Genomic DNA, 13,265 nt, shown 5'->3' with positions numbered 1-13,265 from the left:
GGTGCGGGGCCGGCGAGGGGCCGGGGAAGGGCGGTCCGTCGGAAGACGGTGAACCGGCAGGGACATGCGGGCCGGCGGAAGAGGGCGGGCCGGCGGGAGGGTGCGCCGGTCGGGGCGCGGCGGAATGCATCGCGGAAGACCTTCGGGAAGATCCCGGCCGGCCGTGCGGCGGAGGCCGAGGAGAAACGGCTGGGCCCCTCCCGGGAAGAAGTCCCGGAGGAGTGGACTGTCCGGCCCGCGCCTGCGGGTGCCGGGCCGTGTGGATCCGGCACCCGTGGTGCGGCTGTGGACGGGCAGCGCGGTCGCGACGCGGGGGCACGGAACGCCGGATGGGAGGGCGTACCGTGCCCCCGCGGCCGGGACGATCAGGCCACTGACGTCCCTGGGCCGGTGAGCGACCGAGGATGAATCTAGACGCTCGACGTCCGGGGGAAGCCCGCTCGACGCAGGCTTTGACGAGCCTCTTACGAGCCGTTGGACGCGTTCGTCAAGGCCCCGTCAAGGCGAGGTGACCTGGCGTCAGAACGGCGTCAAGAGGGCCGGATCTCCGTCAGGTCGTGGCACAGGATGATCTCCTCACGGGGGATCGGACGACCGTTCGAGCGTGTGAGGTGTGAGGGGGCGCGTCGCTGAGGCGGCGCGCATGGTCCGTGACCGACGGCCCGGACCGACACCTCGGTACGAGCGAGCGGGACCGTCCGGCGAGAGGGACGTTCCGGCCCGCGGCGCCAGGGGGTGGCCGCGGGCCGGACGAGCTCTCCTGTACGACAGCCTCCCCCTCCCATGCCGAGACGTCGAGACCCCGGATCGGCGGGCATGCACGCCCGGCCGTGTGAACCGCCCGTACAGGAAGCGTCAAGGCCCCGTCAGCTTCCGGGGCGTGGTCGACAGGACGACGTCAAGGTGGGCGGGCTGCCGCCCGGTGCGGGCTTCGATGGCAGTGGGCGACCGTGTTCCGGTGCCCTTCGTGTGCCGGCCTCGGCCGTACCCCATGGGGAGTTGATCTTTCGTGAGTGTCGAGAACGTTGTCGGTCTCGTCGTCGCCCTGAGTCTCGTCGGTTACCTGGTGGCCGCGCTGATCCGCCCGGAGAAGTTCTGAACCGTGCCGGGCGTCCGGCGACGGAGTCGCTCGCCGGACGCCCGCAGGCGGGCCCACCCGTCGGACGCCGGGGGCGGCTCAAGGTGCTCGTCGGTGCCGCGCCCGGCGTCGGCAAGACGTACCGGATGCTCGACGAGGGCCACCGCAGGGCGGCACGGGGGAAGGACGTGGTCGTCGGCGCCGCCGACTGCCGCGGCCGACCGCACACCAAGGCACTCCTCGACGGCCTGGAACTCCTGGACCGCAAGGATGACGCGGCCGTCGGCCGTCCCGCGGACGGTCATGGCGGCTTCGACCTGGACGCCGCACTGCGCCGCCGCCCCGGCCTGCTCCTCGTCGACGACCTGGCCCACACCAACCCGCCCGGTCACCGCAACGCCCGCCGCTGGCAGGACGTCGAGGAACTCCTCTCGGCCGGCGTCGACGTCCTGACGACCATCGACGTCCAGCACCTGGAGTCCCTGAGCGACGTCGTCGAGACGATCACCGAGGTACCGCCTGGCGACGGCGTCCCGGACGGCTTCGTCCGCGGCGCCGACCAGATCGTCCTCGTCGACGTGGATCCCGAGGACCTGCGCCGGCGGATGGCACACGGGAACATCCACCCCCCGGAGATGGTGAACGCGGCCCTGGCCAGCTGGTTCCGCCCCGGCAACCTCACCGCCCTGCGAGAACTCGCCCTGCTCTGGGTCGCCGACCAGGTCGACGACGCCCTGCGTAAATACCGCACCGACCACGGCATCGGCGGGATCTGGGAAGCCCGGGAGCGCGTGGTCGTCGGGCTGACGGGCGGCCCGGAGGGCGACACCCTCATACGGCGCGCCGCCCGGATCGCCGCCCGCTCGGCCCGCGGCGAGCTGTCGGCCGTGCACGTCGCGCGGGGCGACGGTCTCACGGCGGGCGCCTCGTCCACGGCACTCGCACGGCAGCGGTGCCTGGTCGAGAGCCTTGGCGGCAGCTACCACACGGTCGTCGGCGAGGACGTGCCGACCGCGCTGCTGGACTTCGCCCGGGCCGGGAACGCCACCCAGCTGATCCTCGGCACGAGCAGACGCTGCCGTCTCGAACGCTTCCTCACCGGGCGCGGCATCGGTGAGACCACCGTCTCGCTCTCCGGCGGGATCGACGTGCACATGGTCACCCACGAGCGGGCGGGCCGGGGACGCCTGCTCCCCTCGCGCCGACGCACCCTGCCGCTGTCCCGGCGCATTGCCGGACCCCTCGCAGGTGTCGTCCTCCCTGTCCTCCTCACCCTGCTGCTCGACCGGGTCAGGGGCAGCGTCGACCTGACCAGCGAGGCCCTGCTCTTCCTGCTGGTCGTGGTCGGTGTGGCCTGCATCGGCGGCGTCGGATCCGCGCTCGTCGCGGCCGTGACGGCCTCCCTGCTGCTCAACTATTGGTTCGTGCCGCCCACAGGGGCGTTCTCCTTCGAAGACCCCGACAGCGTCCTCGCCCTCGGCGTGTTCGTCGTGGTCGCGGGTGCCGTCGCCGCGGTCGTGGACCGGTCGCTGCGGCTGTCGCGCAGAGCCGCGAGCGCCACGGCCGAGGCCGAGACCCTCTCGGCGCTCGCCGGCTCCGTCGTCAGGGGCGAACACACTGTGCCCGACCTGCTCGCCCGTACCCGGGAGACCTTCGCCGCCCATGCCGCCGAACTGACCGACCACCCCGTGGACGACCCCACCGCGAGCCAGGTCACGATGGGCGACGGCAGCCACCTCGTCCTGCGTGGCCGCACCCTGCCGGCCACCGACCGCCGCGTTCTCAACGCGTTCGCCGCCCATCTCATGGCCGCCGTCGAACGGGCCCGGCTCGCCGAGGCGGCGGCCGAGGCGGAGACCGCGAAGTCCGCGGACCGGATGCGCACCGCCCTCCTCGCCGCCGTCAGCCACGACCTGCGGACCCCGCTCGCCGCGGGCTGGGCAGCCGTGGCCTCCCTGCGGAGCCCCGACGTGGACTTCACACCGGAGGAACAGGAGGAGCTGCTGGCCACGGCGGACGAGTCCATGGCCCGGCTCAGCAGACTCGTCGACAACCTCCTCGACATGAGCCGCCTCCAGGCGGGCGCCCTCACCCTGGACCTCCGCCCCACGGCCTGGGAAGAGGTCGTCCCAGCGGCCTTGGACGGCCTCCCGGACGACGCGGGACGCCGGGTGGCCCTCCGCGGACTGGAAGAGGCACCGCTCGTCCTCGCCGACCCTCCGCTCCTCGAACGGGTCGTCGCCAACCTCGTCGCCAACGCCGTACGCCACTCCCCGCCCCAGCACCCCGTCCTCCTCGGAGCCAGTACGCTCGCCGGCCGCGTCGAACTGCGCGTGGTCGACCGGGGCCCCGGTCTGCCGCCGGCGGACCGTGAGCGCGTGTTCGAGCCCTTCCAACGCCTCGGCGACACCGACAACACCACCGGTGTCGGCCTCGGCCTGGCCCTGGCCCGAGGGCTCACCGAGGCGATGGGCGGCACGCTCACCCCGGAGGACACTCCCGGAGGAGGACTGACCATGGTTGTCACGCTGCCCTGCGCGTACTCCCGGACGCAGGGTGTCCCCGTCCCTACGGAGCCCTGACAGCGGCCTGGGCCGAGCGAACGATGCCCTCCAGCCGGGCACGGGAGCCGGTCGCGGGCCCGTCGCGTAGGGGACGCGTCAAGAGCGGCGTCAAGGACGTTAGAGCGGCGTCAACGACGACGGAGAGCGGCCGAAAAGGCTGTTTCCTCATCTCGTCAGAGAATCCGCTCTTCCTTCTTCCGGGAGTTCACGATGGCCGACGTGGCCTTCGTCGTCACCACGATCGCGGTCTTCGCGCTGGTGGCGTTCATCGCCAAGGGGGTGGCGAAGCTGTGAGTGCCGAGAACATCGTCGGTCTGCTCGTCGCCGCCGCCCTGCTGGGATACCTCGTCCTCGCGCTGGTCAAGCCGGAGAGGTTCTGAGCCCCGAGATGAGTCCTGTCCTGGCTGGAGTCCTCCAGCTCCTGGCGCTCGTCGCCGCGCTCGGCCTGTCGTACCGGCCGCTGGGCGACCACATGGCGCGCGTCTACTCCTCGGAGAAGCACCTCCGGCCCGAGAAGTGGATCTACAAGGCGATCGGCGCGAACCCGTCGGTCGAGATGCGCTGGCCCGCCTACCTGCGCGGGGTCCTCGCCTTCTCCGCCGTGAGCGTCCTCTTCCTGTACCTGCTCCAGCGGGTGCAGGGTTCCCTGCCCGGCTCGCTCGGCTTCGTGTCGATCGACCCGGACCAGGCGTTCAACACGGCCGCGTCGTTCGTGGCGAACACCAACTGGCAGTCGTACTACGGCGAGCAGGCCATGGGGCACGTCGTGCAGACCGGCGGCCTGGCGGTGCAGAACTTCGTGTCGGCGGCGGTCGGCATGGCCGTCGCGGTCGCCCTCGTCCGCGGCTTCGCCCGCTCGCGCTCCGGTGAGCTGGGCAACTTCTGGGCCGACCTGGTCCGAGGAGTCGTCCGCATCCTGCTCCCGATCTCCGTGATCGGCGCCCTCGTCCTCGTCGCGTGCGGCGCGATCCAGAACTTCTCCGGCATCCACGAGGTCGGCCAGTTCGGCGGCGGCACCCAGCAGTGGAACGGCGGCGCGGTGGCCTCCCAGGAGGTCATCAAGGAGCTGGGCACGAACGGCGGCGGCTACTTCAACGCCAACTCCGCCCACCCCTTCGAGAACCCCAACGGGCTGTCGAACCTCTTCGAGATCTATCTGATCCTCGTCATCCCCTTCGCGCTGACGCGGACCTTCGGCCGGATGGTCGGCTCACTCCGGCAGGGGTACGCGATCCTCGGCACGATGGCGGTGATCTGGATCGGGTTCACCGCGCTGATGATGTGGACCGAGTTCGCGGGCAACGGCCCGGCGTTCGAGCTGGCCAGCGGGGCGATGGAGGGCAAGGAGACCCGGTTCGGCATCGGCGCGTCCGCGATCTTCTCGGTTGCCACCACGCTGACCTCGACCGGCGCGGTGAACTCCTTCCACTCGTCGAACACCGGCTTCGGCGGTGGAATCAATCTGCTGGGCATGCAGCTCGGCGAGATCGCGCCCGGCGGCGTCGGCTCCGGCCTCTACGGCATGCTGATCATGGCGATCATCGCGGTGTTCATCGCGGGCCTGATGGTCGGCCGCACCCCGGAGTACCTGGGCAAGAAGATCGGCACCCGCGAGATCAAGTTCGCGGCCTGCTACATCCTGGTCACCCCGGCCCTCGTCCTCTGCTTCACCGCCGCCTCGTTCGTGCTGGACACCCCGGCGAACTCCATGACCAACTCCGGCGCGCACGGCTTCTCCGAGATCCTCTACGCCTACACCTCCGGCGCCAACAACAACGGCTCCGCCTTCGCCGGACTGAACGCGGACACCCAGTGGTTCAACTCGACCATCGGCATCGCGATGCTGCTCGGCCGGTTCCTTCCGATGGTGTTCGTCCTCGCCCTCGCCGGCTCGCTGGCCGAGCAAAAGCCCGTCCCCGAGACCGCGGGCACCCTCCGTACCGAGAAGCCGCTGTTCACCGGCCTCCTGGTCGGCACGATCATGATCATCACTGGTCTCACCTACTTCCCGGCCCTCGCCCTTGGACCGCTCGCCGAAGGGCTCGCGGCATGACCATCGACGTCAAGAAGCACGAGGACGACATGTCCACCTCCGTCCCCTCGACGAAAGCACCACACGGCGACCTGTCCGGCGGGCACCCGTCGGCCGGCCGGGTCGGCGGCGGCCTCTTCGATCCGAAGCAGTTGATCGCGTCTTTCCCGGACGCGCTCCGCAAGCTCGACCCGCGGGTGATGATCAAGTCGCCGGTCATGTTCGTGGTGCTGGTCGGCTCCGTCGTCACCACCGTCCTCGCGGTGAGGACCCCGGGGGACTGGTTCGGCTGGGCGATCACCGTCTGGCTGTGGCTGACCACGGTCTTCGCCAACCTCGCCGAGGCGGTCGCGGAGGGCCGGGGCAAGGCGCAGGCCGACACCCTGCGCAAGGCCAAGACCGACACCGTCGCCCGCCGTCTGACCACGGAAGGCCAGGGTGAGGAAGAGGTCGCCGGTACCGATCTGCGCGTCGGAGACCTGGTGGTCTGCGAGGCCGGTGACGTCATCCCCGGCGACGGTGACGTCGTCGAGGGCGTCGCGAGCGTTGACGAGTCGGCCATCACCGGCGAGTCGGCGCCCGTGATCCGCGAGTCCGGCGGCGACCGGTGCGCGGTCACGGGCGGCACGAAGGTGCTCTCCGACCGCATCGTCATCAAGATCACGACGAAGCCCGGCGAGACCTTCATCGACAGGATGATCAACCTGGTCGAGGGCGCCGCCCGGCAGAAGACCCCCAACGAGATCGCCCTCAACATCTTGCTGGCGTCCCTCACCATCGTCTTCCTGCTTGCGGTCGTGACACTGAAGCCGTTCGCGATCTACGCCGGGGCCGACGAGCAGACCTCCCTCATCGTCCTCACCGCGCTCCTGGTCTGCCTGATCCCGACGACGATCGGCGCGCTGCTCTCCGCGATCGGCATCGCCGGCATGGACCGGCTGGTCCAGCGCAACGTCCTCGCCATGTCCGGCCGCGCGGTCGAAGCCGCCGGCGACGTCTCGACGCTGCTGCTCGACAAGACCGGCACCATCACCCTCGGCAACCGCCAGGCGTCGGAGTTCGTCCCCGTGCGCGGAACCACCGAGGCCGGGGTGGCCGACGCCGCCCAGCTCTCCTCCCTCGCGGACGAGACGCCCGAAGGCCGCTCGATCGTCGTCCTTGCCAAGGAGAAGTACGGCCTGCGCGAACGCCACCAGGGCGAACTGCCCGGCGCCGAGTGGATCGAGTTCACCGCCCAGACCCGCATGTCGGGCGTGGACGTGGACGGACGCAAGGTGCGCAAGGGAGCGACCGGTTCGGTCGTCGCGTGGGTGCAGGAGCAGGGCGGTACGGTCGCCGAGGACGCGCAGGCGCTCACGGACCGGATCTCGCAGGCCGGCGGCACGCCGCTGCTCGTGGCTGTGCACGACGACAAGGGTGCCAGGGTTCTCGGCGTCATCCACCTCAAGGACGTCGTCAAGGAGGGCATGCGGGAGCGGTTCGACGAACTGCGCCGCATGGGCATCAAGACCATCATGATCACCGGTGACAACCCGCTCACCGCGAAGGCCATCGCCGAGGAGGCGGGCGTCGACGACTTCCTCGCCGAGGCCACGCCCGAGGACAAGATGGCCCTCATCAAGCGCGAGCAGGCCGGCGGCAAGCTCGTGGCGATGACCGGTGACGGCACGAACGACGCTCCCGCGCTCGCGCAGGCGGACGTCGGCGTGGCGATGAACACGGGCACGTCGGCCGCGAAGGAGGCCGGCAACATGGTCGACCTCGACTCCAACCCGACCAAGCTCATCGAGATCGTCGAGATCGGCAAGCAACTCCTCATCACCCGGGGAGCCCTGACCACCTTCTCCATCGCCAACGATGTCGCGAAGTACTTCGCGATCATCCCCGCGATGTTCGCCGTCGCCTACCCGTCGCTGGACAAGCTCAACATCATGGGCCTGGCCTCGCCGGAGTCCGCGATCCTCTCCGCCGTGATCTTCAACGCGCTGATCATCGTCGCCCTCGTCCCGCTGGCGTTGAAGGGCGTGCGCTACCGGCCGTCCAGTGCCGACTCGATGCTCCGGCGCAACCTCGGCCTGTACGGACTCGGCGGCCTGATCGCCCCGTTCATCGGCATCAAGATCATCGACCTGCTCATCTCCCTCATCCCCGGAATCGGCTGACCCACGATGAACAACTCAGCAGCGAACACCGGCCGAGTGCTGTGGGCGGGCCTGCGCGCCCTCCTCGTCCTCACCGTCCTCTGTGGCGTCCTCTACCCGCTCGCCGTCACCGGCATCGCCCAACTCGCCATGCCCGGCAAGGCCAACGGCTCCGAGATCGAGGACGCGAGCGGGAAGGTCGTCGGCTCCGAACTCATCGGCCAGACCTACACCCTGCCCCTGAAGGACGGAGAGGAGACCCCGGCCCCCGACCTGCGCTGGTTCCAGCCCCGCCCGTCCAACGGCCTCGGCACCAACAGCGTCAACACCCAGTACTCGATCATCCTCTCCGGCGCCACGAACCGCTCCGGCGACAACGCCGACCTGATCCAGTGGGTCAAGGACGCCAAGGCCGCCGTGGTCAAGGACAACTCCACGGACAGCTACAAGGTGAAGCCCTCCGACGTGCCCGCCGAGGCCGTCACCTCCTCGGGCTCCGGACTGGACCCGCACATCTCCCCGGAGTACGCGAAGCTTCAGGTCCACCGCGTCGCCGAACGCAACAAACTCGACGTCGCGACGGTCGAGAAGCTGGTCGCCGACCACACCGACGACCGGATCCTCGGCTTCATCGGCGAACCCCGCGTCAATGTCCTGAAGCTCAACATCGCACTCAAGGACCTGGTGGCCAAGGGCTGATGGGCTTAACCGAACGACAGCGGAGCCGGCGCGGCCATGGACGATCCACGGCCCGCCGGCTTCCGCCGCACACCGAACCACGACAGGAGGGGCAGCACCGATGACCCGGGTGCTGGTCGTCGAGGACGACGCGCAGCTCGCACGCGCACTGGTGATCAACCTGCAGGCGCGGAAGTACTCCGTGGACGCCGCACCCGACGGCGCCACGGCGCTGCGCCTGGTGGCCTCGGAGCGTCCGGACATGATCCTGCTCGACCTCGGCCTGCCCGACATGGACGGGGTCGACGTCATCAAGGCACTCCGGGGATGGAGCAGGGCCCCGGTGCTCGTGCTCTCCGCGCGCAGCGGTTCCGAGGACAAGGTCCGAGCGCTCGACTCCGGCGCCGACGACTACATGACGAAACCGTTCAGCATGGACGAGCTGCTCGCCCGCGTGCGGGCGGCGACCCGGCGTACCGAAGAGGCGTCCACCCGACCGCTCACGACGAGTCTGGTCACGGCCGAGTCGTTCACGGTCGACCTCGTGGCCAAGAAGGTCCGACGGCAGGACCGTGACGTACGGCTGACGCCGACCGAGTGGCACCTCCTGGAGATCCTCGTCTGCAACCCGGGCGTTCTCATCAGCCAGAGGCGCCTTCTTACCGAGGTCTGGGGGCCCAGCTCCGGCACCAAGACCAACTACCTCCGGGTGTACATGGCCCAGCTCCGGCGCAAGCTGGAATCGGACCCGGCGCACCCCCGTCACCTCGTCACCGAGCCCGGCATGGGCTACCGCTTCGAACCCTGACCCCCTCCGGACACCACCGCACGAGAACGGCAGCGCACATCACCATGGGACGTGGAAAGTTCCGCATCTACCTCGGCGCGGCACCCGGCGTCGGCAAGACGTACGCGATGCTCTCGGAGGCCCACCGCCGGGTCGAACGCGGCACCGACTGCGTCGTCGCCTTCGTCGAACACCACCACCGACCGCGTACGGAGGTCATGCTGCACGGCCTGGAGACAGTGCCGCGCAAGGAGATCGCGTACCGGGACACCGTCTTCACCGAGATGGACGTCGACGCGGTCCTCGCCCGCCGTCCGGCCGTCGCGCTCGTCGACGAGCTCGCGCACACCAACGTTCCCGGCTCCCGCAACGCCAAGCGCTGGCAGGACGTCGAGGAGCTCCTCGCGGCGGGCATCGACGTCATATCCGCGGTCAACATCCAGCACCTGGAGTCCCTCGGGGACGTCGTCGAGTCGATCACCGGCGTACGGCAGAAGGAGACCGTCCCCGACGAGGTTGTCCGCCGGGCCGACCAGATCGAGCTCGTCGACATGTCCCCGCAGGCCCTGCGGCGGCGGATGGCCCACGGCAACGTCTACAAGCCGGACAAGGTCGACGCCGCCCTGTCCAACTACTTCCGCCCCGGAAACCTCACCGCCCTGCGGGAACTCGCCCTCCTGTGGACCGCGGACCGGGTCGACGAGTACCTTCAGGAGTACCGGACCGAGCACCGGGTCTCGAAGATCTGGGGCTCCCGTGAGCGGATCGTCGTCGGCCTCACCGGAGGCCCCGAGGGACGCACCCTCATCCGGCGAGCCGTCCGCCTCGCGGAGAAGGGCGCAGGCGGCGAGGTCCTCGCCGTCTACATTTCCCGCAGCGACGGCCTCACCGCCGCCTCACCGAAGGAACTGGCGGTCCAGCGCACGCTTGTCGAAGACCTCGGCGGCACCTTCCACCACGTCGTCGGCGACGACGTCCCCACCGGGCTGCTCGAATTCGCCCGAGGCGTCAACGCCACCCAGATCGTCCTCGGCGTCAGCCGCCGCCGGACCTGGCAGTACGCCTTCGGGCCCGGCGTCAGCGCCACCGTCGCCCGCGACTCCGGCCCCGACCTCGACGTCCACATCGTCACCCACGACGAAGCCGCCAAGGGCCGCGGCCTCCCCACCGCCGGCCGGACGCGGCTCGGCCGGTCCCGCACCCTGTGGGGCTGGGCCGTCGGCCTCGCCGGGCCCGTCCTGCTCACCCTCCTGCTGAGCAGCGCCCTGCCCGACGTCGGCCTGGCCAACGACGTCCTGCTCTTCCTGACCCTGACCGTGGCCGCGGCCCTCCTCGGCGGCCTCAGACCCGCCCTGGCGTCCGCGGCCGTCGGATCGCTCCTGCTCAACTGGTACTTCACCCCGCCGCTCCACCAGCTCACGATCGCCGACCCGCGCAACATCGTCGCCTTGGTGATCTTCGTCGGAGTCGCGATCTCGGTCGCCTCGGTCGTGGACGTCGCCGCCCGCCGTACCCATCAGGCGGCCCGGCTGCGGGCGGAGGCGGAGACGCTATCCTTCCTCGCGGGCAGCGTCCTGCGCGGCGAGACCAGTCTTGATGCCCTGCTCGAACGGCTCCGGGAGACCTTCTCCATGGAATCGGTGGCGCTCCTGGAACGCGGCGAGGACACCGAACCGTGGTCGTGCGTCACCGCCGTCGGCCACCCCACCATCGGACGCCCCGAAGACGCCGACGTGGACATGCCCGTCGGCGACCACTTGACCCTCGCCCTGGCCGGCCGCGTGCTGCCGGCCGAGGACCGGCGCGTCCTCGGCGCCTTCGCCGCCCAGGCCGCCGTCGTCCTCGACCGCCAACGCCTCGTGGACCAGGCGGAGGAAGCCCGCAGGCTCGCCGAGGGCAACAAGATCCGCACCTCACTCCTCGCCGCGGTCAGCCACGATCTGCGTACTCCGCTCGCCGGCATCAAGGCGTCGGTCTCCTCCCTGCGGGCGGACGACGTGGAGTGGTCGGACGAGGACCGGGCGGAACTCCTCGGGACCATCGAGGACGGCGCCGACCGGCTGGACCACCTCGTCGGCAATCTCCTCGACGTGTCCCGCCTGGAGACCGGCACCGTCACGGCCGTGATCAGGGAGACCGACCTCGACGAGGTCGTCCCGATGGCGCTCCTCGGCGTTCCCGAGGACAGCGTCGAACTGGACATCCCCGAGACGCTTCCGATGGTCGCGGTCGACCGCGGACTGCTGGAGCGGGCCGTCGCCAACATCGTCGAGAACGCCGTCAAGTACAGCCCGCCCGAAGAACCGGTCCTCGTCGCGGCGAGCGCCCTCGCCGATCGTGTCGAACTCCGTGTCGTCGACCGCGGTCCCGGCGTCCCCGACGAGGCCAAGGACCGCATCTTCGGGGCCTTCCAGCGGTACGGGGACGCTCCGCGCGGCGAGGGCGTCGGCCTCGGCCTCGCCGTGGCGCGCGGCTTCCTGGAGGCGATGGGCGGCACGGTGACGGCGGAGGACACCCCAGGGGGCGGACTGACCATGGTGCTCGGCCTGCCTACGGCGGACGGCCTCCCTCCGTCGAGCACAGGAGTCTCCCGGGAGAAGACGACCTGAGGCCGGTGGCGGACCTGACCGTGTCAGTAGGAGTCCGGGCGGGCGCCCGGCACCTCAAGCGGCAGGTCGCAGGGGTACTCCCGCCCTTCCCGCAGGAACGTGAGGCGGACCGTGAGGACGCGCGCGGACGGGGCGACGGCCGGCCGCCCGGTGATCCGCGCCGTCCGTGTGACCGCCGTCCTCGCTCGAGCCGTACGCACCGCCCCCAGTCGGTGTACTCGTTGCCGACGTCGTCACGTGCCTCCAGCGCCAGCAGGACGGGCGACCCGCCTTCCTGCCCCTCGGGGAGTGGCGGCCTGACCGTGTAACGGACGGTGAACGAGTCCTCATCCAGCGACAGACTGTCGACGACGAGCTCGTGGCTGCCGCCGAGGACGAGGGAGGCGGGGCGGGGGGTTCGGCTGTTCATGGGGGATCACGCGCTTCCGGGCTGGGGAACCTGAGAGGTGAAAACGTAACGATCGGCGGCCGAGCTGGGCTTGGAGCCCTTCAGGAACCAGGAGAAGGTCAGCTTGTTGCCGGTGACGATCGTGCCGGAACCGCCTCCGACGTAACGGTACTTGTTCATGCTGCCGTGGAAGTCGCATGTGCTGACCGCGGTGTGCGGACTGTACGGCGGGTTGACAGCCCTGCCGTTGACATATGCGTAAGGCATCGTCACCGTGACCGGAGAACCGAGGTTCGCGCGGGCTGTGTTGGACGGCTTGAATCCCCCGGCGAGGGTGCCGCCCGGCGCGCGCTGGAAGGTGACGGTCGATGCTGCGTGCGCCCATGTGCCGGTGCACAGCTTGTTCGCCGCCGTCCGGGCGTGAACCTGCGGCGAGCCCACTGCCGTGCGCGCCGGGCCGGACGGCGAGTTCGTCCACCTCGAAGGCGCCGCACAGCCAGCTGTGTGTCCGTCGCGCGCCGAGGCCCGCGGCGGCCTGCGGATAGCAGCGGCTCGTGGGGAAGGGCGGGAGGGTGGTCCACCCGCAGGCGAAGCCGACCACGTATCCGCCTGCCACGGCCACCGCGGCGGTGAAACCCGGACGCCGGGCGTCACGGGCGAGCCGCTTGGTGAACTCGTCCTCGTTCCAGGGCGGTGCGCAGAAGGCGTCGGCGTAGAACGAGCGCAGCGCGCCGATGTGGGCGAGGACGTCTCCGCCGTTCACGGAAGGCTGTACTTCGCTCTCCCGAAGGGGAAGAAGATCCGCACGGTGGCTGTCCCCTCGGTGGCCGAGGAACTGAAGCGTCACAAAACCGGCAGTGGGCGTCCTTTGTAACCCTGGCCCGCCGGCTCGGACACCCTCGCCAGCGATCACCCTCGGTTACTGCGCTCTCTTCATGCCGGAGGCCGGCAGTTAGGGGCACGGCACCATCGACGGTCTGCTTGAGGA

At 70.3% G+C, this 13,265-nt stretch carries 9 protein-coding genes and 1 pseudogene; 8 read left to right on the top strand and 2 right to left on the bottom strand.

Translation table 11 applies throughout. The annotated features are described in order from the left end of the window. Positions 1 to 1,009 precede the first annotated feature (1,009 nt). The 8 genes from kdpF (ASD33_RS07625) (at position 1,010) to ASD33_RS07590 (ending at position 11,889) form a co-directional block, all read left to right on the top strand. Entirely contained in the window at positions 1,010 to 1,099 is a 90-nt protein-coding gene (kdpF, locus tag ASD33_RS07625; RefSeq protein ID WP_037878462.1) for a K(+)-transporting ATPase subunit F, read from the top strand. Continuing rightward, positions 1,096 to 3,660, top strand: a complete 2,565-nt coding sequence (locus ASD33_RS07620; protein ID WP_079044638.1) for an ATP-binding protein — start codon at positions 1,096 to 1,098, stop codon at positions 3,658 to 3,660. The genes kdpF (ASD33_RS07625) and ASD33_RS07620 overlap by 4 nt, the downstream gene beginning before the upstream one ends. A 272-nt stretch (positions 3,661 to 3,932) precedes the next feature. Beyond that, positions 3,933 to 4,022, top strand: coding sequence for a K(+)-transporting ATPase subunit F (gene kdpF, locus ASD33_RS07615; protein ID WP_033204243.1), 90 nt, complete (start codon positions 3,933 to 3,935; stop codon positions 4,020 to 4,022). Between the two features lie 8 nt (positions 4,023 to 4,030). After that, complete coding sequence (kdpA, locus tag ASD33_RS07610) at positions 4,031 to 5,695, top strand: potassium-transporting ATPase subunit KdpA (RefSeq protein WP_056555436.1); 1,665 nt, start codon at positions 4,031 to 4,033, stop codon at positions 5,693 to 5,695. A gap of 29 nt (positions 5,696 to 5,724) precedes the next feature. Beyond that, positions 5,725 to 7,836, top strand: coding sequence for a potassium-transporting ATPase subunit KdpB (gene kdpB, locus ASD33_RS07605; protein ID WP_199863474.1), 2,112 nt, complete (start codon positions 5,725 to 5,727; stop codon positions 7,834 to 7,836). A gap of 6 nt (positions 7,837 to 7,842) precedes the next feature. Continuing rightward, a complete protein-coding gene (locus ASD33_RS07600) occupies positions 7,843 to 8,514 on the top strand; it encodes a potassium-transporting ATPase subunit C (RefSeq protein ID WP_056555430.1) in 672 nt (223 codons plus the stop codon). A 100-nt stretch (positions 8,515 to 8,614) separates the two neighbouring features. After that, positions 8,615 to 9,301: a response regulator gene (locus tag ASD33_RS07595; RefSeq protein WP_056555427.1), complete on the top strand. Its 687-nt coding sequence runs from the start codon at positions 8,615 to 8,617 to the stop codon at positions 9,299 to 9,301. A gap of 44 nt (positions 9,302 to 9,345) precedes the next feature. Further along, a complete protein-coding gene (locus ASD33_RS07590; protein WP_056555424.1) occupies positions 9,346 to 11,889 on the top strand; it encodes a sensor histidine kinase KdpD in 2,544 nt (847 codons plus the stop codon). A gap of 415 nt (positions 11,890 to 12,304) precedes the next feature. Here ASD33_RS07590 and ASD33_RS35715 read toward each other — a convergent pair whose 3' ends face one another. Beyond that, entirely contained in the window at positions 12,305 to 12,718 is a 414-nt protein-coding gene (locus ASD33_RS35715) for a hypothetical protein (RefSeq protein WP_056555422.1), read from the bottom strand. Further along, positions 12,705 to 13,040 (bottom strand): annotated as a pseudogene (locus tag ASD33_RS36120) (GNAT family N-acetyltransferase); the annotation flags it as partial. The gene ASD33_RS35715 and the pseudogene ASD33_RS36120, both read right to left, overlap by 14 nt. Between the last annotated feature and the right edge of the window lie 225 nt (positions 13,041 to 13,265).

Source organism: Streptomyces sp. Root1304, assembly GCF_001426405.1.
GTDB lineage: Bacteria > Actinomycetota > Actinomycetes > Streptomycetales > Streptomycetaceae > Streptomyces.
The sequence above is the reverse complement of the archived record's forward strand: the minus strand, read 5'-3'. Positions and strand labels throughout refer to the sequence as shown.